At 52.2% G+C, this 20,257-nt stretch carries 21 protein-coding genes; 10 read left to right on the top strand and 11 right to left on the bottom strand.

Annotated elements, in window-relative coordinates; all coding sequences use genetic code 11:
- Positions 1 to 483 (top strand): transposase (locus ACMHXH_RS17495; RefSeq protein ID WP_412514248.1); only part of this gene is annotated, 483 nt, incomplete at its 5' end.
- A 352-nt stretch (positions 484 to 835) separates the two neighbouring features.
- Here ACMHXH_RS17495 and ACMHXH_RS17490 read toward each other — a convergent pair.
- Positions 836 to 1,612: a deaminase gene (locus ACMHXH_RS17490; RefSeq protein WP_413738383.1), complete on the bottom strand. Its 777-nt coding sequence runs from the start codon at positions 1,610 to 1,612 to the stop codon at positions 836 to 838.
- Positions 1,613 to 2,594: 982 nt separating this feature from the next.
- Between ACMHXH_RS17490 and ACMHXH_RS17485 the strand changes: the two genes are divergently transcribed.
- From ACMHXH_RS17485 to ACMHXH_RS17465, 5 genes are all read left to right on the top strand, one after another.
- Complete coding sequence (locus ACMHXH_RS17485; RefSeq protein ID WP_071476864.1) at positions 2,595 to 3,011, top strand: GNAT family N-acetyltransferase; 417 nt, start codon at positions 2,595 to 2,597, stop codon at positions 3,009 to 3,011.
- Between the two features lie 127 nt (positions 3,012 to 3,138).
- Entirely contained in the window at positions 3,139 to 3,807 is a 669-nt protein-coding gene (locus ACMHXH_RS17480) for a DUF445 domain-containing protein (protein ID WP_215774437.1), read from the top strand.
- 101 nt (positions 3,808 to 3,908) lie between these two features.
- On the top strand, positions 3,909 to 4,259 hold the full coding sequence (locus ACMHXH_RS17475) for a VOC family protein (RefSeq protein ID WP_039035489.1): 351 nt from the start codon (positions 3,909 to 3,911) through the stop codon (positions 4,257 to 4,259).
- A gap of 33 nt (positions 4,260 to 4,292) precedes the next feature.
- A complete protein-coding gene (locus ACMHXH_RS17470; protein ID WP_413738381.1) occupies positions 4,293 to 4,637 on the top strand; it encodes a 5-carboxymethyl-2-hydroxymuconate Delta-isomerase in 345 nt (114 codons plus the stop codon).
- 9 nt (positions 4,638 to 4,646) lie between these two features.
- Positions 4,647 to 4,880, top strand: coding sequence for a DUF1289 domain-containing protein (locus ACMHXH_RS17465; RefSeq protein ID WP_039035487.1), 234 nt, complete (start codon positions 4,647 to 4,649; stop codon positions 4,878 to 4,880).
- 97 nt (positions 4,881 to 4,977) lie between these two features.
- Here ACMHXH_RS17465 and asnB read toward each other — a convergent pair whose 3' ends face one another.
- From asnB to purM, 5 genes are all read right to left on the bottom strand, one after another.
- Positions 4,978 to 6,642 (bottom strand): asparagine synthase B, encoded by a 1,665-nt coding sequence (gene asnB, locus ACMHXH_RS17460; RefSeq protein WP_039035486.1) that lies wholly within the window; start codon positions 6,640 to 6,642, stop codon positions 4,978 to 4,980.
- Positions 6,643 to 6,963: 321 nt separating this feature from the next.
- Complete coding sequence (locus ACMHXH_RS17455) at positions 6,964 to 8,610, bottom strand: M28 family metallopeptidase (RefSeq protein WP_039035485.1); 1,647 nt, start codon at positions 8,608 to 8,610, stop codon at positions 6,964 to 6,966.
- Between the two features lie 131 nt (positions 8,611 to 8,741).
- Positions 8,742 to 9,488, bottom strand: a complete 747-nt coding sequence (locus tag ACMHXH_RS17450) for an HAD-IIA family hydrolase (protein WP_039035484.1) — start codon at positions 9,486 to 9,488, stop codon at positions 8,742 to 8,744.
- Positions 9,489 to 9,811: 323 nt separating this feature from the next.
- Positions 9,812 to 10,456 (bottom strand): phosphoribosylglycinamide formyltransferase, encoded by a 645-nt coding sequence (gene purN / locus ACMHXH_RS17445; RefSeq protein ID WP_039035483.1) that lies wholly within the window; start codon positions 10,454 to 10,456, stop codon positions 9,812 to 9,814.
- Positions 10,456 to 11,493, bottom strand: coding sequence for a phosphoribosylformylglycinamidine cyclo-ligase (gene purM, locus ACMHXH_RS17440; RefSeq protein ID WP_039035482.1), 1,038 nt, complete (start codon positions 11,491 to 11,493; stop codon positions 10,456 to 10,458). The genes purN and purM overlap by 1 nt, the downstream gene beginning before the upstream one ends.
- Before the next feature lie 260 nt (positions 11,494 to 11,753).
- On the opposite strand from purM, the gene upp reads away from it, so the two are divergent.
- Positions 11,754 to 12,380 (top strand): uracil phosphoribosyltransferase, encoded by a 627-nt coding sequence (gene upp, locus ACMHXH_RS17435; RefSeq protein WP_039035481.1) that lies wholly within the window; start codon positions 11,754 to 11,756, stop codon positions 12,378 to 12,380.
- A gap of 92 nt (positions 12,381 to 12,472) precedes the next feature.
- Here the strand turns inward: upp and ACMHXH_RS17430 are convergent, their stop codons facing one another.
- The 4 genes from ACMHXH_RS17430 to ACMHXH_RS17415 form a co-directional block, all read right to left on the bottom strand.
- Complete coding sequence (locus tag ACMHXH_RS17430; protein WP_039035480.1) at positions 12,473 to 12,802, bottom strand: multidrug/spermidine efflux SMR transporter subunit MdtI; 330 nt, start codon at positions 12,800 to 12,802, stop codon at positions 12,473 to 12,475.
- 11 nt (positions 12,803 to 12,813) lie between these two features.
- Positions 12,814 to 13,203 (bottom strand): SMR family transporter, encoded by a 390-nt coding sequence (locus ACMHXH_RS17425; protein WP_039035479.1) that lies wholly within the window; start codon positions 13,201 to 13,203, stop codon positions 12,814 to 12,816.
- 199 nt (positions 13,204 to 13,402) lie between these two features.
- A complete protein-coding gene (locus ACMHXH_RS17420; protein ID WP_039035478.1) occupies positions 13,403 to 14,332 on the bottom strand; it encodes a LysR family transcriptional regulator in 930 nt (309 codons plus the stop codon).
- A gap of 299 nt (positions 14,333 to 14,631) precedes the next feature.
- Complete coding sequence (locus ACMHXH_RS17415; RefSeq protein ID WP_071476872.1) at positions 14,632 to 15,981, bottom strand: dihydroorotase; 1,350 nt, start codon at positions 15,979 to 15,981, stop codon at positions 14,632 to 14,634.
- Between the two features lie 213 nt (positions 15,982 to 16,194).
- Between ACMHXH_RS17415 and ACMHXH_RS17410 the strand changes: the two genes are divergently transcribed.
- The 3 genes from ACMHXH_RS17410 (at position 16,195) to ACMHXH_RS17400 (ending at position 19,659) form a co-directional block, all read left to right on the top strand.
- A complete protein-coding gene (locus tag ACMHXH_RS17410) occupies positions 16,195 to 17,079 on the top strand; it encodes a 6-carboxytetrahydropterin synthase (RefSeq protein WP_039035476.1) in 885 nt (294 codons plus the stop codon).
- Positions 17,080 to 17,219: 140 nt separating this feature from the next.
- A complete protein-coding gene (locus ACMHXH_RS17405) occupies positions 17,220 to 18,119 on the top strand; it encodes a M23 family metallopeptidase (protein ID WP_083399857.1) in 900 nt (299 codons plus the stop codon).
- A 139-nt stretch (positions 18,120 to 18,258) separates the two neighbouring features.
- The gene (locus tag ACMHXH_RS17400; RefSeq protein ID WP_083399852.1) at positions 18,259 to 19,659 is read left to right on the top strand and encodes a sensor domain-containing diguanylate cyclase; all 1,401 of its coding nucleotides are present in this window, start codon (positions 18,259 to 18,261) and stop codon (positions 19,657 to 19,659) included.
- Positions 19,660 to 19,676: 17 nt separating this feature from the next.
- Here ACMHXH_RS17400 and ACMHXH_RS17395 read toward each other — a convergent pair whose 3' ends face one another.
- Complete coding sequence (locus ACMHXH_RS17395; RefSeq protein WP_071476873.1) at positions 19,677 to 20,243, bottom strand: VOC family protein; 567 nt, start codon at positions 20,241 to 20,243, stop codon at positions 19,677 to 19,679.
- Positions 20,244 to 20,257 lie beyond the last annotated feature (14 nt).

The raw sequence follows: 20,257 nt of genomic DNA, 5'->3' as shown, positions 1-20,257 counted from the left end.
GAAAGCTGGCGTTGGTACCCACTGGTGCAACGTCTGACGGTACTGCGTGGAGTACGTTTCTTATCCGCTATGACCCTATTGGCGGAACTGGGTGACCTCAGACGCTTTGCTTCTCCGCGTTCACTGATGAACTTTGTCGGTTTGACACCCAGCGAACACTCCAGTGGTCAGCGGGAACGGCGTGGCGGCATCACTAAGTGCGGCAATAGCCACGCCAGACGCATCCTTATTGAATCGGCCTGGGCCTATCGTTTCCCCGCTCGGGTCTCGAGGGAATTGGAAAGTCGCCAACAAGAGCACTCTATCAAACTGCAAACTCGCTCATGGGAAATCCAGCAGCGCCTATGTCGACGCTTTCATGCTTTAAAAGCAAGAGGCAAAGAATACAATAAAGTCGTTACCGCTGTGGCTCGCGAACTGACAGGCTACATTTGGGATTTAGCCCAAGGTTTTGATGCCGATATGCCACAACAAGCGTACTGAATTACATTTAAAAATCACTCTGGCAGCGCCGGACGGCGGCAGCGGTGCGAGCAATCCTCGAGGGCGTTAAGCGGTCACATCCGCGCTCCTAGACTGAGGCAAGGCTCCTGCGGCGAACACAAGTAATGCGAATAACCAAACTCGCGGATATCAGCAAGGTCAACCGCCGACACTTACTCGCCAAAGTCCGACTGTCAGAGTGCCCTTACCGGAGATTTTTGGGTCTCCGGTAAGGACACTTTTACCTATTTGACAAAGGGAATCATATCAACGCCCGTATTTGCGGCTGGTTTGGAGCGAAGCGGAAAAGCAGCCCGACAATATACGCTTGTTATGCAAACTGGATATTCGCTCAATTATCGTTTCGAACTTCCCACCTAAATATGATGTCGTTCTCGAAAATATCAATAAGCTGAATTAGTACGTAAAATGTAGTGTTTGCGGGTTTGACGATTGCTATCATTCCTTTTTTCATTCTTGCGAAATGGCTTGGGAATCGAAATACCATTGGGTCAGAGATATCTCCAAAATTTCTAGCACCCGAGGCTACTCTTACCGCACCATTGTTACTTAAAAGATCAACGCATCCGTGACCTGATTGCAATGTGGCCCACTTTATATTGATGACTCGTAAGTCTTTCTTGCTAAACTGTACCTCAATCTCCGTACCACTATGAACAACGGGAATTCTTCTCTTTCCGCAGCCAAAAACTTTATGAATATCTCCAAATTCAAAGGTATCTTCTTCTACAGCGGCCCTTAACTTTCTATTAAAAAAGCTCACATTAATGTTGTTTTTCAGCAGCTTTCTATAACCTTGAGAATAAATCGTTCCGTTTGGATCTAAAACGCCGATTACAACTTCACTTACTCCAGAATTTATTAATAGCTGAGCGCATGGTTCAATTTCTTGCCCGTCATTCAATTCAACACACGGTTCTAGTGTTGTATAAACAGTCGAGCCTTGTACTTCTTCACAAGTCAGTTTTCTTATCGCTATACGTTCAGCATGTACGCCTTTTTCTTCCCCTCTATAACCTGTCGATAGTACCTCTCCGCTCTTAGCGATTACAGCACCAACTCTAGGGAATTCTTTACACTTGAGGTGTTCCTCAATTGCTAATTTCATTAAGTCTGATCTTGAATATTTTTTAGACATATTCACCTAATATGCATAATAGCTGTATAGTACGCATGCGCGTTTTAGTCCTCGGAGGAGTGTAAACGCGCATCGCTATCTGTTTGAATTAGCTGGATATAAAGAGTTTAGTCCAAATATCCCTTGCAGCTAAACGCGCATGCGCGGTTTCCAAACCTATTATCTACCCGCTGCACTTTTCAACTATATGAATTTAATGCTATTTTTTAAAAGTTACGGAAATAACGCGCAAACTTAGCTGCAAATTCCCGGCATATTGTCAGGAACGTCAATAATACTGCTGTATAGAAAATCAGTTCTGAGGTACTTACCATGAGCGCTTCAAGCCCTGCAACCAAGGGCCTTAAAACCAAGCACCTTAAAACCAAGCCCCCTAAAACCCAGGCCCTACAAAAAGCGTTTAGTAAAGCCATGGCTACCGCACGGGTCCAAACTCTGTTCGTCCCTGCGTTCCGCTGAAAACGGAAAAGTGTTGTTACTTTCGTCCTTAAGCTTAAGGAAGTGCTAAAGCTAAGCGTTTGAATTGGTTATACAATACCCAGTACTTAATTTGAAAACAATTAGCCAAAGGTCAAGTTTTTAGCAAAGGTTATAAAACCCTGATTTTTTGGGTGTTAACAACATAATTCGCCATGAAAACAACTGTGCCCGGCAAATCATATGAGCAATATTCCAATTGATTGCCTTGCTTAAATTGCCTGTTTCAGTGCTTGATGGCTGGGGGCTATGTCAGTTGTTATCGCCGACCAATACGACTAAGTCCGCTTGGGTTTGTGTGCTCGTTGAAAACGGCTGCCAGGATGGGCATGAACGGGAACTGGCTTGGGGGGAGGGCAGCCTAAAGCTGCTGTCAGAGAAGCTTTTCTATGTTAGCCTTGCCTTGTTTATGAAGTTTATTGTCGTTTTGCCTCTGGCAAATAGTAAGATTTCAACTTGTATTCAGGGATGAAAAATGCAAATACGTTTGGCTACTGAAATGGATTTGGAGCAACTGATCCTGTTGTTTGATGAATATCGGCAGGAGATGGGGCAAGAGTCGGATCTCGGTCGTTGTCGCGAATTTTTACGCTGTCGCTTGCAGGAAAATGATTCGATGATCTTTATCGCCACCGAGGGTGATTATCCGGTGGCCTTCACTCAGCTCTTTCCTTCATTCTCTTCTTTGTTACTCCAGCCCTTGTGGTATCTCGATGATCTTTTTGTATTGCCCGATTACCGTGGTCAGGGAATTGCCAAAGAACTCACCCATAGAGCCCGTACTCTGGCACAGAATGCCAAGGTGTTGGCGGTGAAACGCAAATTCGGTGAGTCCTCCATGTCGGCAACCGGGGATGACACAGAGCAAGGTCTGTATCACGCACTACTTTAATCTGCTGCCCCCTGTTTGCTACCATTAGCGGGTTTTAATTTCAGGGGATTTCAGATTGAAAACAGCAGTACAACAGACACCTGTGCTCGACAAGAGCGCGGTTACCAATCTCTTGGCGCTGGCCATTATGCTGACCGGCTATGGCATGCACTCAGATGTGTTATTTAACATAGGCCTATTTGCCGTATCCGGCGCCATTACCAACTGGCTGGCGGTGCATATGTTGTTTGAAAAGGTACCGGGTCTCTATGGTTCAGGGGTGATCCCGGCTCGTTTCGAACAGTTTAAGCAAGCGATCAGCGAGCTGATGATGGAGCAGTTCTTCTCTGAGGCCAACATAGACCGTTTCCTGTCTACCCGCTCGGACAAGCAGAGCCTGGATCTCTCCGGTGTTATCACCAAGGTAGACTTGGCTCCGGCCTTTGATGCTCTGGTGGCCACTGTGGCCCAGTCATCATTGGGGGGCATGTTATCCATGTTTGGCGGCGAGGAAGCTCTCGCGCCGCTCAAGCAACCCTTTATTGAAAAGATGCAGCAGTCGCTGGCGGATATTGCCAAGAGTGATGATTTTTACGAGCTGCTCAAGGGCGAGCTGGAGCAGCCCGGAGTGATGGCCGATATGCGCAGCCAAATTCAGGATATTGTCGAGCAGCGGTTGGCCGAGTTAACGCCGCAGTTGGTCAAAGAGATGGTGCAGCAGATGATTAAAACTCACCTGGGCTGGCTGGTTGTCTGGGGCGGTGTCTTTGGCGGTTTGATAGGGCTGGTCAGCGTATACCTGCAACGCTTGCTATAACTATGGCTATCAGGCATTAGCGATAAGCGCGGTCAAGTAGCAGCTTTTCAGCATATTAAGTATTACAGCAATCAAGTCGCCCAAGCGGCGGGAGGAAAGCCATGGCGTTACATCATACGATTAACTATCTTGAACTTCCCGCCCGGGAACTGGAAGCCACCAAGGCGTTTTTTCAGGCGGTGTTTGGTTGGGGCTTTGTTGACTATGGCCCGGACTACAGTTGTTTTACCCAGGCCGGGATCGATGGCGGTTTTTTCCGTTCATCGGTGAACTTCGATACCCTCAATGGCTGCCCGCTGTTGGTGCTCTACTCAAACGATTTGAATGCCAGCCTGGAAGCCGTCAAGGCCCATGGCGGCGAGATCAGTAAAGATATTTTCAGTTTTCCCGGCGGTCGGCGCTTTCATTTTCGCTGCCCGAGCCAAAACGAGTATGCCGTCTGGTCTGAATAAACCCGGACGCTTCTCCCTTTACAAGGAAGGATTATGCCTCACTGTATTATTGAGTATTCGGCGCCCTTGGCGCAGCAGTTGTCGATTACCAAGCTGGTTCAGGCGGTGCACCAAGGTGCCATAGACTCAGGCTTGTTCACACCATCTGCCATCAAGAGTAGGGCGCATGCCTGTGAGCATTTCCTGGTAGGGGAGGACAGCGCGCAAACCTTTATCCATGTGCGTTTGGCCATTATGCCGGGACGCACCGATGAGCAAAAGCAAGCCCTGACCCAAAGCGTGTTTGCCGCACTGGAGCCGATTGCGGCCAAAGCCGACAGTATCTCGCTGGAGGTTACTGAGCTGCATCAGCCAAGCTACCTTAAGCGCGGTAGCTAAGAAGCTAATATGTCCCGGCAGCCAAAGCGCAGTAACAGGGTGGACTCTCCCTGTATTCGTCACTGCTGCCTGGACCTGCAAGATGTTTGCCTGGGCTGTTTCAGGACGCTGGAAGAAATTCTGGCCTGGCATCAGGCAACGGACAGCGAGCGGCAGGCTATTCTCGAGCGCTGCCGGCAGCGACAAGTTGAGCGTGACCAAGTAACGGCCGGGCTTAGAGTGCTGAGAACAAGGCGCAAGTGAACAAGCTCAAAGCAAATAAAGCGGCACAGAAGCGAAGCTCCTATTTCCGCTAATGAATAAAGGCGCCATTCGGCGCCTTTATGGTTTTTTCTTAAGCTCAGTAGGATGCGGTGTGCACAGAGCGCACCGCTCGGCCGGAAGGATCTATGATGCCGGATAGGCTCTCATCCCAGGCTAGCGCTTCCGGGGTAGAGCAGGCAACCGATTTACCACCCGGTACAGTCAATGCTGCCGACTCCAGCGGGAAGTGCTCTTCAAAGAAACTGCGATAGAAGTAGGCCTCCTTGGTTTCCGGCGTGTTGTGCGGGAAGCGGAAACGGGCGTTGGCCAGCTCTTTATCCTCCACCTGGGCTGCTGCATGTTCTTTCAGACCGTCAATCCAGGAGTAACCCACACCGTCACTGAACTGCTCTTTCTGGCGCCAGGCGACTTCGGCCGGGAGCTTATGCTCGAAGGCTTCACGCAGAATATGCTTTTCAATCCGGCCATCGCGCGACATCTTGGCTTCTGGGTTCAGGCGCATGGCCACGTCCATAAACTCCTTGTCAAGGAAGGGTACTCGGGCTTCCAGGCCCCAGGCTGCCATGGCCTTGTTAGCCCGCAGGCAGTCGTACAGGTGCAGCTTGTCGAGTTTACGCACCAGTTCTTCGTGGAAGGCTCGGGCGTTTGGTGCCTTGTGGAAATAGAGGTAACCGCCGAACAGTTCATCGGCCCCTTCGCCTGAGAGCACCATCTTGATCCCCATAGCCTTGATCTTGCGCGCCATCAAATACATGGGGGTTGCAGCGCGAATGGTGGTGACATCATAGGTTTCCAGGTGATAAATCACCTCCTTGATGGCATCCAGGCCTTCCTGGAAGGTGAAGTGCAGCTCATGGTGTATGGTGCCTATGGCATCGGCGACCTTTTGTGCCGCCGCCAGATCCGGCGCCCCTTTCAGGCCCACGGCAAAGGAGTGCAGCTGTGGCCACCAGGCATCGGAGGCATCGTTGTCTTCAATACGGCGTTTGGCAAAAGTTTGGGTTATGGCGGAAATCACCGAGGAGTCCAGCCCGCCAGATAGCAAAACGCCATAGGGCACATCTGACATCAACTGGCGTTTTACCGCGGCTTCCAACGCTTCGCGCAGCTCTTCGCTGGAGGCGCTGTTTTGGGCAACCGCTTCATAGTCGCGCCAGTCACGCTGATAGTATTGCACCGGCGCGTCATCTGCACTGTAGAGGTAATGCCCGGGGCTGAATACTTCCACAGTTTTACATACGGGAACCAGTGCCTTCATCTCGGAGGCGACATAGAAGTTGCCACTGGTATCGCGGCCGGTGTAAAGCGGGATGATCCCCATGTGATCCCGGCCTACGAGGTAGCAGTCCTTGGCCTTGTCATAGAGTACGAAGGCAAAAATACCGTTGAGCTTATCGAGAAAGTCGCAGCCATATTCCTGATACAGCGCCAGGATCACTTCGCAATCCGAGTTGGTCTGGTAGCTGTACTTGTCGCCGAGCTCGGCCTTGAGTTCTTTGTGGTTGTAGATTTCACCGTTGACTGCCAATACCAATTGGCCGTCTGCAGATAACAGCGGCTGGGCGCCGTGTTCGATATCGACAATGGCCAGCCGCTCATGGGCGAGAATCGCTCTTGGAGTGGTATGAATACCCGACCAGTCCGGGCCGCGGTGGCGCATCAGTTTGGACATCTCCAGCGCTGTGCTTCTCAGAGCGGCGGCATCAGACTGGATATCGAGAATGGCAAAAATTGAACACATGGTAAGACTCCAAACTTGGTGTTTCTTCAGCAATGGCTTCACTTTGCCTGTAGAATTCTCAAAAGCCAAGTGTTATTTTTAAATATAAATCATAAAAATGGCCCAATTTATAAGTTTTAACCTGTTTGTTTGGTGGCTTTTTTGCAGGTTGAATAATTTAATCGCTTAATTGGTGAAAGATCTGCATTTAAGCTCGCTGTAACAGCGTGCAAATTGGCGCTTTCCCAAAGCCGCTGCTTTTATCGGCGATCGATTTATCGGCCCGGAAAACAACACAAAAAGGCGCCGAAGGCGCCTTGGGGGATGGGGAAATGTGTCTGGTTAAATCGTTGGAGTAACGCCGGTTTCCGGTCGCAAGCGATAAAACTCTGTGCCCTCGAAGTAACCCGGGCGATCGGCCGAATCCGCCAAGCGTTCGGCGGCCTTGTAGTACACGGCCAGATCTTCCAGCGCGCCGGAGAGATCCCAGTTGGCATGATACTCATCACAGAGGTTGTGATAGCAGCCTTTCATCTGCTGCTTCATCGCCGCTTTGTAGTTAGCGGTGGCCTGATCTACAGGTTCGCTGCCGCCACCGGCAAATACCGCAGGTACGCCATACTGGGCAAAACTGAAGTGATCCGAGCGGAAGAAACCGCCGGACTCGGGGTGTTTCTCTGCCGTGGCATAGCGGCCCTGGGTCTTGAGCGCGGCTTCCAGATAACGCTCCAGCTCAGACTTGCCTTTGCCCACTATGGTAAAGTCTTTGGTGCGGCCATAGATATTGGTGCTGTCGAGATTAATCACCCCTATGGTGTTTTCCAACGGGTACGCCGGTTGGGCGGCATAGAAACGTGATCCCAGCAGACCTTGCTCTTCGCCTGTGGTGGCGATAAAAGTCAGCGAGCGCTTCAGGCGCTTGCCAGCCTTGGCGTCGGCGGCAAACTCACGGGCGATGGCCAGCATGCCGGCGATGCCGGAGGCGTTGTCCATGGCGCCATTGAACACCTTGTCGCCTTCGGTCGAACTGCTCATGCCCAGATGATCCCAGTGGCCGGTAAACAGAATATGCTCATTGGCGCGGCTGCTGCCCGGCAGAGTGGCAACCACATTGTAGCTGTCGCCATACTCGGCCTTGTTATCGAAACCTATGCTGGCGGTTTGCCCCAGCGTCAGTTGCAGTGGGCCGTGGGCAGCGCGGCTGATGGCGCTGTCCAGTTCAAGCCCGGCCTTGGCAAACACTTTTTTGGCGGCGTTCAGGGTTATCCAGCCTTCCACTGCCACTCGCTCGTTGCCGGAGTCCGAGGCCAGATCCTGCTGTGGGCCGGTCCAGCTGTTCTCCACCACAGACCAGGGATAAGCGGCAGGAGCCGTGTCGTGAATGATAATGGCGCCCAATGCGCCTTGACGGCTGGCTTCTTCATACTTGTAGGTCCAGCGACCGTAATAGGTCATCGCCTTGCCGTTGAATTTACCGAGATCCGGGCGGGCAAAGCCGGGGTCATTCACCAGAATAAGGGCGATTTTGCCCTTCATGTCCAGGCCCTGGTAGTCGTTCCAGTCGTACTCGGGGGCGTTGATACCGTAACCGACAAACACCAGTGGTGCGTTGGTGATATCGACGCGTTTGACATCATGGCGACTGCCGAGCACCAGATCCTGGGGATATTGAAAATCGATACCGGCTAACTGTATTGCCTGGGTTTCACTGGCGGTATAGCTCACCATGGGCACTTTTTGCAAAAAGCTGCCGCTGGCGCCGGGCTCAAGCCCCATAGCGGCAAAGGCCTTGCTGAGATAGTCCAGGGTCAGCTGCTCGCCGTGGGTAGTCGGCGCCCGGCCTTCAAATTCATCCGAGGCCAAGGTTTGGATGTCCTGGCGAAACTCATGTTCATTGAAACTGACAACGCGGATGGGGTCGTCGGCAGTATTGTTTTGGCTGCAGGCACTCAAGAGTGCCAGGGTACACAGGGGGATCATCAAGCGCATAAGGGATCCTGTTGTTGCTTTTATTGTCAGGTATGAAGTGGCAACGGCTTTGCCTTTGCCTGTGCGCTATCATGGACGAAAAAACGCCCCCGGCACAAGCGGAGGCGGTAAAAGGAATGTTACCAATGGTTTCAGATCACGTCGATGTCGGCGGCGCAGGCAAACACATGGTTGGGACGGAAGGGCTCTTTTTCTATGTCTTCCAGCTTGCTGACCCCACTGGTGACCAGTATGGTTTCCAGTCCGGCCTGAAAACCAGCCAGAATATCGGTACGCATGTTATCACCGATAATCACGGTATTTTCGGAATGACCATCTATATGGTTCAGCGCCGAGCGGATGATCCAACTGCTGGGTTTACCCACGTAGAAGGGCCTGCGACCGCTTATTCTTTCTATAGGCGCGCAGAGAGCGCCACAGGCGGGACTATAAGCCGGACCATGGGTATCCGGGTTGGTGGCAATAAAACGGGCGCCATCGGCAACAAAACGGGCGGCCTTATGGATCATGTCCCAGTTGTAGGAGCGGGTTTCGCCGACGATAACAAAGTCGGGGTTGATATCGGTAATGGTAAAGCCGGCCTTGTAAAGTTCGTGGGTGAGGGCACCTTCACCTATGACAAAGGCCTTGCTGCCTTCCTGGTGCCTGAGAAAGTCGGCGGTCGCCATGGCCGAGGTATAGAAACACTCTTCGGGAATATGCAGCCCGGCGGCGCCGAGGCGGTTTTGCAGATCTTTACCCGTCTGTACCGGGTAGTTGGTCAAGATGACCAAGGGATTTCCCTGTTCCAGTACCCGGGCGATAAACTTGTCACTGCCGGGGATTAACTTGTTGTCGTGCATCAGCACGCCGTCTATATCGCAGATAATATTCTTCATGCGCGTCTCGTTCTGTCCTGATAACTGCCCCTATCTAACGCCATTGGTCATAAAATTACAATTGGCCGCGGTAAAAAGCCGGTAACGGAGCGTCATATCCAGGTAAATTAAGGGAAGAGGCAAGCTTGTGCCATAGCTGTAATAGCCATTGTTGTAATGAAAAAAGGAGCCGTATGGCTCCTTTTTGCTGAATTAATCAACCTAAGGAAGGTGCGAACAAGTCCCATGCGTGCTCTGCGTCGGCTTACGGGCATGGATGCAAGGCGTGGTTCGCAGCAAATGGCCGTAGTCCTTTGTAAGAATTCCCTAAGTTTACTCAGAGATCAGTCCGGGGCGTAGCCGTTGGGGCCGATGGCTTCATCGTCGAGCCAGGCCTTACCGTCAACCATCTTCAGTCGGCCCTGGCAGAACCAGCGCACCACTATCGGGTAGATGGCGTGTTCCTGCTCGTGCACCCTGGCCGCCAGAGTTGCCACTGTGTCATCGGCAAACACAGGGACTTTGGCCTGCAAAATCACCGGGCCACTGTCCAGTGCCGGGATAACGAAATGAACACTGGCGCCATGTTCGCTGTCACCGGCTTCGATGGCGCGCTTGTGGGTATCCAATCCAGGATACTTGGGCAGCAGTGACGGGTGGATATTGAGCATCTTGCCCTGGTAACGGCTGACCAGCTCATCACTGAGAATACGCATAAAGCCGGCCAATACGATGAGGTCGGGCTGATATCTGTCGATAGCCGCCTGCAGTCTGGCATCGTATTGGGCGCGGGACTCCTCTTTGCGGGCGATGACGCAACTGGTGTCTATTTCGGCATGATGGGCCCGGATCAGACCATAGGCATCGGCCTTGTTGCTGATCACTCCGACCACGCGCCCTGGCATCTTGCTATCACAGCTGTCGATAACAGCCTGCAAATTACTGCCATTGCCCGAAATCATTACCAATATGCGACAACTCTCCTGCATTAAAGGATCTCCACTTGCTCTTCTTGTTGAGTACGATTGGCGATAGTGCCTATCTGCCAGGCGTTTTCACCTTTGGCTTTGAGTAGCTCAATGGCGGCGGCAGCTTCAGCCTGAGGCAGGGCAACTATCATACCTACACCACAGTTAAAGGTGCGGTACATTTCATGTTCTGTGATATTACCGGCTTGCTTGAGCCAGTTGAATACGCTGGGCCACTGCCAGGACTCGCCCTGGATAACGGCCTTGGCGCCTTCGGGCAGTACCCTTGGAATGTTTTCCCAGAAACCGCCGCCTGTGATATGTACCATGGCGTGAACCGGGTGTTTTTCCAGCAGTTCCAGCAAAGGTTTGACATAGATGCGGGTCGGTTCCAGCAGGTGATCGATAAGCGGCTTGCCGTCCAGATCTTGCTGTGGGTCGGCCTGGCTGACTTCCAGGACTTTACGGATCAGTGAGTAACCGTTGGAATGAGGACCACTGGAGCCCAGGGCTATCAGTGCATCACCGGCCTGTACCTTGCTGCCGTCGATGATGGCTTCTTTCTCCACCACACCGACACAAAAACCGGCCAGATCATAGTCAGCGCCTTCGTACATGCCGGGCATTTCGGCGGTTTCACCACCGATCAGGGCACAACCGGATTGGAAGCAGCCTTCGCCGATACCTGTAACCACGTCAGTCGCCACATTGACGTCCAGCTTGCCGGTAGCATAGTAGTCGAGGAAAAACAGCGGCTCGGCGCCTTGAACCAGCAGGTCGTTGACACACATGGCCACCAGGTCGATACCGACAGTGTCATGCTTTTTGAAGTCAATGGCCAGGCGCAGTTTGGTGCCCACACCATCGGTACCGGAAACCAGCACAGGGTGCTTGTATTTGGTTGGCAGTTCACACAGGGCGCCAAAACCACCCAGGTTGCCCATGACTTCAGGACGGTGAGTGCGTTTGACTACGGACTTGATGTTATTGACGAGTGCGTTGCCTGCATCGATATCGACACCGGCGTCTTTATAGCTCAGTGGGGTAGGGGTACTCACTTGATCCTCTCGGGTACATCGTTATGGATTTTATGCGGCGCTATTCTAGCAGTTTGCCGGGGGGCTCGAAAGCCAAGATTGCACTTTATTCATAGGGATATAAGTCACGATTTACCAGATTTATAAAACTTTCTGTTTTACCGCTGGAACAAATCAACTAAAATCTCACAAATTTGCCCAAATCCGGCTGGTTTGTGCTCTGCACGCCTGGAGCTGCCAGTCTGATTGCTCGTCCCGCCCGCAAGATCAGGAGAAAAAGAATGAAAGTTGTCGAGGTTAAACACCCGCTGGTACGCCACAAAATTGGTTTGATGCGTGAAGCTGAGATCAGCACCAAACGTTTTCGTGAGCTCGCCGCCGAGGTTGGCAGCCTGTTAACCTACGAGGCAACCGCAGGTTTGGAAACCGAAACAGTGACCATTGAGGGCTGGAACGGTCCGGTTGAAGTGGAACAGATCAAAGGCAAGAAGGTGACTGTAGTGCCTATCCTGCGTGCCGGTCTAGGCATGATGGATGGCGTGCTGGAGAACATTCCCAGTGCCCGTATTTCAGTCGTCGGTGTTTACCGTGACGAAGAAACCCTGGAGCCTGTGCCTTACTTCGAGAAGCTCGCCAGCGATATGGAAGAACGTTTGGCACTGGTGGTTGACCCCATGCTGGCTACCGGCGGCTCCATGATTTGCACCATAGACTTGCTGAAAAAGCGCGGCTGTAAGCATATCAAGGCGCTGGTGTTGGTTGCGGCGCCTGAAGGCGTTAAAGCATTGGAAGAGGCGCATCCCGATATCGAACTTTACACGGCTTCTGTCGATGATTGCCTGAACGACAAGGGCTATATCCTGCCAGGTCTGGGTGATGCCGGTGACAAGATTTTCGGTACCAAATAAGTCTCTTTAGTGAGCATAAGAAAAGGCGCCCTCGGGCGCCTTTTTGCTTATTTCAGCTTTACTTGCTTAACCCTTACTTGTTGCTACTGACCTTAGGCGGTTTTCATCACGATAACAGCGGCGATAACCACGGCTATGCCGACCCAACCTATGGGCTTGAGTCTTTGTTTGAACAGCAAGGCGCCGCCGATAGCTGTGCCCAAAATGCCGATAGCGCCCCAGGAGGCATAGGCGATCGCCAGGTCTATCTCTTTCACTGCCTGTGCCAGCAGAGTAAAGGCGCTCAGCACCAGCAAGATTGCCAGCACGCCCCATAATTTACGTTTGAATCCGTTGGAGCGGGTGAGCGCCATATTGGCGGCAATATCAATCAAGGCGGCCAGCACCACATAGCCAAACGAGAGCGTCAGAAACTGGTTCATGTTAACCTCCGTTACAAGCTACTTGCGGCGCTGCTTGCTCTCAAACCAGTGTCCTGACCTTTGGGTTTATCACCTTGATGGCCCTCGCCCAGAGTCACCAGCACTATACCCAGGATGGCCAAGGCCAGTCCGGCAAGTTCCTGCGGGTTGAGCCTGGAGTCAAATAACAACATGGATACCAGAGTGATCAGGGCTATGCCCAAGCCTTCCCAAACCGCATAAGCCACGCCTATGGCAATTTTTTTCGCCGCCAGTGATAAAAAGAAGTAGGACACACCAATCAAGAGGTACATCAGCAGATAGCCCCAGATAGAACTTTCAGGTCCCAGTAGGTTCATGGTACTGGTACCTGCCACTTCGGCGGAAATTGCAAACAATAGAAATACCCGTGCAAGGATCATAATTCACCTTCTACATGAAATGAAAAATATGCATAACGGAGAATCGCACATTACACCCGAATCTATCTGGCCAGATAAGTCATAAAAAAGGAGTAACAATAATTTAAGTGGCAATTCCAAACTTACACCGCTAGGTTAACTGTTCGGGTTTTGACTTGATAGGTAATTGAGATATTCAAATATGAATATCTGTTACGCTCTAAACTGATGTTGGCGTTGGTTGAAATGTGTCTTGTACCACCTTGTGAAGATGCTGGTGCAGAGGGTGATTACGGTAGGTCTGTAAAAAGCCGCCGGAAACCACGAAGTGACTGAATTCGTGATTAACCTGGGGCATGGGGAAGGAGGCCAGTTCCGGCATCAATCTGGCAGTACCTTGACTGGCGTACATGATGGCGTCGGTTTCCAACAACATCTGACAGGCTACCCTCAGGTTGTATGATTTGAGTAATACATGAGGCTGATAGCCCATACGCTGATACTCAGATTCCACAGTGCATTGCGGATTGTAGGAGGCCGGTGCTGGCAGGGAGACTATCGGCAGCGTGGACACAGTTTGCCAATCATTTTCAGCGCCGAGCAGCGGATGATCTTTGCGTGCCAGGATCACCCGTTTTTCGGTGAATAGCGGCCGCATATAGATATCCTTCGACAGCTCGGTTTCCTGATCCAAAATACAATAATCGTGAATGCCTTCGAGCATCTCATCATGGCTGTAACCGTTCCAGCTGGAAAAGGTGAAGCTGGCTTTGGGAAAGGCCTGGTGACAGCTTTGCAGCAATCTTTGTCCCTGTTCATCCATAAGGTAGGGATCTGTCACTATGGCTATTTGCCCAGTGTAGGTGTTGGCGCTGAAGTCTTCGAACTCCAGCAGAACTTTTTCGATAGGGGCCAGAATATTGTCAAACTCTTCTGCCAGGCGCAGCGCCATGGGGGAGGGTTCTACACCATGGGGTTTACGAACAAACAGGGGGTCCTGGAAGGTTTGCTTAAGGCGCATCACACCGCGGCTGGCACTGGGCTGAGAAATCCCAAGTTGCATGGCAGCCAGTTTGATACTGCGATTGTCGACAACCGCCTTAAGCAGGCGCATCAGATTAAGATCCAGGGTATCCAGTTCGTGAGCCATTTATCTATTAACCATTATGTTATCAGATGCCGTCTTAATTTGAGCGAACGGCAGAAGATAAAGCATTCAACCTGCAGCGGCAATGACTACAGAGAGTTTCAGAATAACACAACCAGTTTTAAAAGCGTGAAGCTGGTATTGTTTCATGCCGGACTTTAAAAAAGCACTGACACAGTTGGCACGGGATTTAAATGGCTCCAGTTGAACCGCTTAATCTTGATTGTTTTAGTGAAGGGAAAGGGGCCATTCCAATAATAAGTTCAAGGGCTCCGCTAAAGGAGCCCTTGGTTTATCAGCGATTAAGTGCGATTAAATGTGAGGCGTTGGCCCAGGGTATTGTCGATAAAGCGACTGCCGTCAAACAGTTGCTTACCATTGACCCAAGTACCACTGATAGAGGCGGCAAACTTGTGGCCGGTGAAGGGTGACCAACCGCAGTGATAACGGGTGTTTTCCAGCGTGGCCTCGAAGGGCTTGTTGAGATCCACCAATACCAGATCCGCCAGATAACCTTCGCGCAGATAGCCCCTGTCTTTGAGTTCAAAGCGCTCGGCCACCGCATGGCTGGTCTTTTGGACGATTTTTTCCAGACTGAAGTGCCCCTTGGCATGCAGATCCAGCAGACTGAGCAGTGCATGTTGCACCAGCGGCAAACCGGACGGCGCCTTGAAGTAGCTGTCGGCTTGCTTCTCTTCCCAGGTGTGCGGCGCGTGATCTGTGGCGATAATGTCAATGATGTCGCGATTGACGGCATCTATCAGTGCCTGTTGGTCGGCAAGGGTCTTGATGGCCGGGTTACACTTTATCTGGCTGCCGAGGCGGGCGTAGTCACTGTCGTTGAACGAAAGATGGTGTACACAGACTTCGGCGGTAATGTTGGCACCCCTGAGCTGTGCCAGCTGCTTGGCCGGCTCAAACAGATAGAGTTCGTCGGCCGTGGTCAAATGCAGTACATGCAGACGCGCCTTGTGACGAATGGCCAGGTCGGTCGCCAGTTGAGATGACTTGAGGCAGGCTTCGCGGGAGCGGATTTCGCCGTGCAGCTCCATAGGTATGGCGTCACCGTATTTTTCACGCATGGCGGCTTCATTGGCGGCTATGGTGGGGCTGTCTTCACAGTGAGTGGCAATGACCACAGGAGAGTTGGCGAAGATGCCGTCCAGAGTGGCACTGTTATCCACCAACATATTACCGGTAGAGGCGCCCATAAAGATTTTCACCCCGCAGGCCTGGTTGGGATCGAGACGTTTAATCTCTTCCAGGTTATCGTTGGTGGCGCCGAGATAGAAAGCAAAGTTGGCCAATGAACTTTGAGACGCGCGGGTATACTTGTCTTCCAGCGCCTGCAGATTGGTGGTCTGCGGATTCACATTGGGCATTTCCATAAAGCTGGTGATACCCCCGGCCACGGCGGCGCGGGATTCACTGGCGATGGTGCCCTTATTGGGGAAACCCGGCTCGCGGAAATGCACCTGATCGTCGATCATCCCCGGCAGCAGGTGTTTACCCTGAGCATCTATGACTTGAGCCCCTGCCGGAGCCGTGATCTGGGAGGCAATCTGGCTGATGCGGCCGTTGTCGATCAGCAGATCCTGAGTACGGATTGTTCCTTCATTAACCAATTGGGCGTTGCAGATGAGGGTTTTCATAGGATACCTGATTAGCGTTATTAATATTGGCAGTGACTTGCGTATAATACCGGAAACTCAAGCAAAAAGCTGTGGAGCTTTTGGACAAGATCACAGACTTTTTGCGAAATATACGTCAAGTGTCGATACCCTGGCCGGTATTGACGTAATCGGCGGCCAATATCGGCCGGCCGATAACACATGGGTGGACTGTTTATCTGCCTGGGAGCGAGAATGCAATTATTTGTCAAAGATTTAACTGTGGTTGATTTTTCTTACCTGTGCCCGTTTCGCGGCATGGTAGGCGAAAGCTGGATAGTCGATGTGCTGCTCGACGGTGGCCTGGATGAGCAAAACATGTTGCTCGACTTTTCCAAGGTCAAGCGCACCATAAAGCAAACCATAGATGAGGTGGCCGATCACCGTTTATTGATACCCACCGCCTGTAGCCAGGTGCGCTGGCAACAGCAGGGCGACAAGGTGTGGATGGACTTCCATAGTCTGCGCGGCAGCATTCACCTGGCTTGTCCGGCGCAGGCTTTCGCCCTTATCCCCAGCGAGATTATCGACTTTGACAGCGTGAACCAGTTTTTGCACAAGGCGCTGACAGATGCCTTGCCGGACAATGTTCAGGGCATCAGCCTGACACTTCGCAACGAGGTGCTGGAAACGCCCTATTACCATTACAGTCACGGCTTGCGTAAGCACGACGGTAACTGCCAGCGTATCGCTCACGGTCACCGCAGTCCTGTCAATGTGTTTGCCGATGGTATCGCCGCGCCCAAATGGGATGAATACTGGGCCAAACGTTGGAAAGATATCTACCTTGGCAGTGAAGAAGATGTGGTTGGTGTCAGTGAGCTTGAGTTGTCACCCCAAACCAAGATAGATGACAAGAGCCATATTGGCTTCAGATACCAAGCGCCGCAGGGTGATTTTCAGTTGGCGATGCCAAGAGACTGCTGTGATTTGATCCCCCACGACACCACGGTCGAACTGCTGGCCCATTTTATGGCCGACAGCATGGCGGGCTTTGAGCCGGGTAAACATTTTAAAGTGGTAGCCTTCGAGGGCATAGGCAAGGGCGCTATCGCATCGGCGCAGCATCAGGGCGACTGATAGATATTGCTTGGCCTGAGCCGGACCAAGAATAAGGTCAACCTAAAAGTAATCTAAAGGTATCCGCAAGTAGGCTGCACCTTGGCGTCTACGCGGCGCAAAGATAAAGAGGAACAAGAGTGAAGTTCAATAACAGCAAGATGCCAATCCCATCTTTTAAGGCGCTGCCGTTGATGCTGCTGGGCACTTTGGTTGTGAGTCCTATACTGCAGGCCGAATCCAAGTCTGAGCCCAACATCAAACCTGAGTCATCACGGGTGCAGTTTCAGGGCAAGTTTGAACAGGGAGCTCTGATTAGAGCCAGAACAGAGCCGGGTACTGAGGTAAGTCTCAATGGCGAGAGCATCACCTTGACGCCGGATGGCAGGTTTGCCTTTGGTTTTGAGCGTGAGGCCGCGCTCGAGCAGACGCTGACACTCAGTTACCCGGATGGCAGCAGTGAGAGCCGTAACCTCAAACTCGACAAGCGGGATTATCGCATTCAATACGTTGAGGGGATCAGCAAGAAAATCATGAAGCCGGATCCCAAGGCCCAGGAGCGCGCCGCCAAAGACAGCGCCCAGGTCAAGGCGGCCCGCAGCCATTTCAGTACCCAGCAGGCGTTTGCCGACGACTTTATCTGGCCGCTGACCGGGCGAATTTCAGGGGTTTATGGCAGCCAAAGGGTATACAACGGTAAGCCTGGCACACCGCACTATGGTGTGGATGTTGCCGCCAAAACCGGCACTGTGGTGGTGGCACCGGCCGATGGCGTTATCAGCCTGTCGGTACCTGACATGTTCTATTCCGGTGGCACCATGATTATCGACCACGGCTATGGTGTCAGTTCCAGCTTTTTGCACTTAAGCAAGCTGTATGTCAAAGAGGGCGATGAGGTGAAACAGGGCCAGGCGGTGGCCGAAGTGGGGGCGACCGGACGAGCCACAGGGCCACATCTGGATTGGCGGGTGAACTGGTATCAGATGCGTCTGGATCCTACCACTTTGGTGCCGCCAATGAGTCAGGTATTACAGCAAGCCAAGAGTGACGCGAAAAAGTAGCGCTTTACTTTTACTGACCGACACTCAATTTCATACGCCGCCGGACTTACCCCTCCGGTGGCGTTGTTTTTCCTTTGGCAGCCACAGGGTTGGAACGGCTTGGCTATACTCATTTTTATGAATATTGCCGGAAAAATAAGTGACTGATTTGAGACGTTGGGGGCGAGCCGATTGGCTACTGCTTTTGCTTGGAGGTCTGCTCTGCTATATCAGCGGCCGACTGGGGATGGCCACTCTGGTATTGCAGCCGAGCAATATCACCCTTCTATGGTTGCCTTCGGGGATAGGAGTGATCTTGTGCTTGCGTTTTGGCACAGTGGCTATTATCCCTTTATTTATCGCCTCCTTCCTGGCCAATTTCCCCGGACTCAATAGCAGCAATCTGCAGCAGGCACAGCTACACACCTGGATATCTGCCGCAATTGATGCCCTGATGCCGCTATTGGCCGCCCGAATGTTACGTTGGGCCCTGCCCATGGGGCTGCAAAGAGCCAGGGAGTTATTGCTCTTTGGTTTCTATGTTTGTGTTATCCCTGTGGCGCTGTCCAGTATTTTGCTGGCGCTAAATCTTGTTTGGGGCGGTTATATCGACCAGAGTTCTTGGCCAACGATGGCTGTGATGCTGTTTTTGGCCGATTCTCTGGGGATTGTCTTGGTTTATCAGGTGTATCTGGGCTGGTCGGAGCGGTTTTTTATCAATCAACGGCAGATCCGGGCATCTCTTCTGTCGATTTTGGCTCTGGTTGTTATTTTTACTTTGGCATTTGGCAATCAACCCTGGGTCTTGTATTTGCTGCTGCCTGTGTTGGTGATGCAGGCATTTGAGGGCAGTTTCCTGCTCACCTGCAGTCTCAGCAGTGGGAGCTTTGCTGTGGTTATTTACGTAAGTGCCAAGGGGCTGGGGCCGTTCGATGCCGGATTGTATTCGGCAGAAACAGCGGAACTGGCCGCTTTTTGCTTTGCCAATGCGCTGGTTTTACTGGGGATCGCCCTGCAAAATCGCCAGTTGCGCCTATCCGAGCAGCATAGAGATGCCTGGCAGCAGGTGGCCTTTCGCGATCCGCTGACAGGTTTACTCAATCGCCGTGGATTCGAGCCGCAATTGGAATTGGTGGACAAGCAGGCCAGGCTCAATCGTGAAGACTACAGCCTGGCGCTTTTGGATCTGGATCATTTCAAGTTAATCAACGACAGTTTTGGCCACGCTACCGGCGATAAAGTATTGAAGCAACTGGCGGGCTTAATGCAGGCACAGTGTCGCCAGTCGGATGCCATTGCCCGAATTGGTGGTGAGGAGTTTGCTATCTTGTTGCCAAACTGCGCGCCGGCTCAGGCTGTTAATCTGATGGAGCGGCTGCGGGCCCGAGTGGACGATGAAGACTTCCATGATGAGAGCGGCCAACCTATCCGTCTCAGTATCAGTGTCGGCCTGGTGTCCGGCCCCGCTGGTTGCCGCTCGGGCAAAGATCTGCAGGATAAAGCCGATCATTTTCTTTATGTTGCCAAGGCTGAGGGGCGCAACCGGGTCGTTCAAGGGTAAAGCGGCATCAGAGCCGCTTACTGCTCGCTGGCGATAATGGCCTGAATGCTGTGTGGGTGCACCTTGACGCACACGCCGCCGGCCTTGAACGCCAACGTCGGGTTGGCCAGGCGTTCGGCTTCGCCTTTGGGGCTGCTGGCCTTGAGTTTGATGTCTGTGTCGCCATCAAGTGTGGCTTGGGTTAGGGGGCAGAGAGTACGCAGTTGCTCAGCCAGTTCATCGCAGCTTTGGGCACCACGGGGCAAAACCAGCTCCAGATGTTCCCATCCCTCTTCGGGATAGTGTTTATCGCCGGGGAAGGGCAGTTCGACACAGGGAATTTGCCATTGACCCAATAGCAGAGGCTGCTGCAGCCGTATGATCAGGATAGGGCGGCCGTTGATGATATTTTCCGAGATAATTTCACCACATTGAGCAAATTCGGCCTTGAGCTTTTCTGCCGCGGCGACAGAGTTGACCCGCAGCGCGGCGTGATCGCACTCGCTTAAGCGCTCGAGTCCGAGGCGCTCAATCAGGGGCATGATTTTGTCGGCAAAGGCTTGCCAGTCTGCCAGCAACTGCGACAGAGATTGCAGGTTTTGCATATTTTATTCCTGTT

The sequence above is a fragment of the Shewanella sp. BJSY2023SW001 genome (assembly GCF_047314685.1).
Taxonomy (GTDB): domain Bacteria; phylum Pseudomonadota; class Gammaproteobacteria; order Enterobacterales; family Shewanellaceae; genus Shewanella; species Shewanella indica.
The sequence above is the reverse complement of the archived record's forward strand: the minus strand, read 5'-3'. Positions and strand labels throughout refer to the sequence as shown.

What these genes read in the sequence shown, in the direction of transcription:
- ACMHXH_RS17420 (WP_039035478.1), bottom strand. Translation starts at nt 14,332, where the DNA reads ATGGCTCACGAACTGGATACCCTGGATCTTAATCTGATGCGCCTGCTT.
- ACMHXH_RS17475 (WP_039035489.1), top strand. Translation starts at nt 3,909, where the DNA reads ATGGCGTTACATCATACGATTAACTATCTTGAACTTCCCGCCCGGGAA.
- ACMHXH_RS17430 (WP_039035480.1), bottom strand. Translation starts at nt 12,802, where the DNA reads ATGAACCAGTTTCTGACGCTCTCGTTTGGCTATGTGGTGCTGGCCGCC.
- ACMHXH_RS17395 (WP_071476873.1), bottom strand. Translation starts at nt 20,243, where the DNA reads ATGCAAAACCTGCAATCTCTGTCGCAGTTGCTGGCAGACTGGCAAGCC.
- ACMHXH_RS17425 (WP_039035479.1), bottom strand. Translation starts at nt 13,203, where the DNA reads ATGATCCTTGCACGGGTATTTCTATTGTTTGCAATTTCCGCCGAAGTG.
- asnB (WP_039035486.1), bottom strand. Translation starts at nt 6,642, where the DNA reads ATGTGTTCAATTTTTGCCATTCTCGATATCCAGTCTGATGCCGCCGCT.
- ACMHXH_RS17455 (WP_039035485.1), bottom strand. Translation starts at nt 8,610, where the DNA reads ATGCGCTTGATGATCCCCCTGTGTACCCTGGCACTCTTGAGTGCCTGC.
- ACMHXH_RS17450 (WP_039035484.1), bottom strand. Translation starts at nt 9,488, where the DNA reads ATGAAGAATATTATCTGCGATATAGACGGCGTGCTGATGCACGACAAC.
- ACMHXH_RS17465 (WP_039035487.1), top strand. Translation starts at nt 4,647, where the DNA reads ATGTCCCGGCAGCCAAAGCGCAGTAACAGGGTGGACTCTCCCTGTATT.
- purN (WP_039035483.1), bottom strand. Translation starts at nt 10,456, where the DNA reads ATGCAGGAGAGTTGTCGCATATTGGTAATGATTTCGGGCAATGGCAGT.
- ACMHXH_RS17470 (WP_413738381.1), top strand. Translation starts at nt 4,293, where the DNA reads ATGCCTCACTGTATTATTGAGTATTCGGCGCCCTTGGCGCAGCAGTTG.
- ACMHXH_RS17485 (WP_071476864.1), top strand. Translation starts at nt 2,595, where the DNA reads ATGCAAATACGTTTGGCTACTGAAATGGATTTGGAGCAACTGATCCTG.
- ACMHXH_RS17480 (WP_215774437.1), top strand. Translation starts at nt 3,139, where the DNA reads ATGCTGACCGGCTATGGCATGCACTCAGATGTGTTATTTAACATAGGC.
- ACMHXH_RS17410 (WP_039035476.1), top strand. Translation starts at nt 16,195, where the DNA reads ATGCAATTATTTGTCAAAGATTTAACTGTGGTTGATTTTTCTTACCTG.
- ACMHXH_RS17405 (WP_083399857.1), top strand. Translation starts at nt 17,220, where the DNA reads ATGCCAATCCCATCTTTTAAGGCGCTGCCGTTGATGCTGCTGGGCACT.
- upp (WP_039035481.1), top strand. Translation starts at nt 11,754, where the DNA reads ATGAAAGTTGTCGAGGTTAAACACCCGCTGGTACGCCACAAAATTGGT.
- ACMHXH_RS17490 (WP_413738383.1), bottom strand. Translation starts at nt 1,612, where the DNA reads ATGAAATTAGCAATTGAGGAACACCTCAAGTGTAAAGAATTCCCTAGA.
- ACMHXH_RS17415 (WP_071476872.1), bottom strand. Translation starts at nt 15,981, where the DNA reads ATGAAAACCCTCATCTGCAACGCCCAATTGGTTAATGAAGGAACAATC.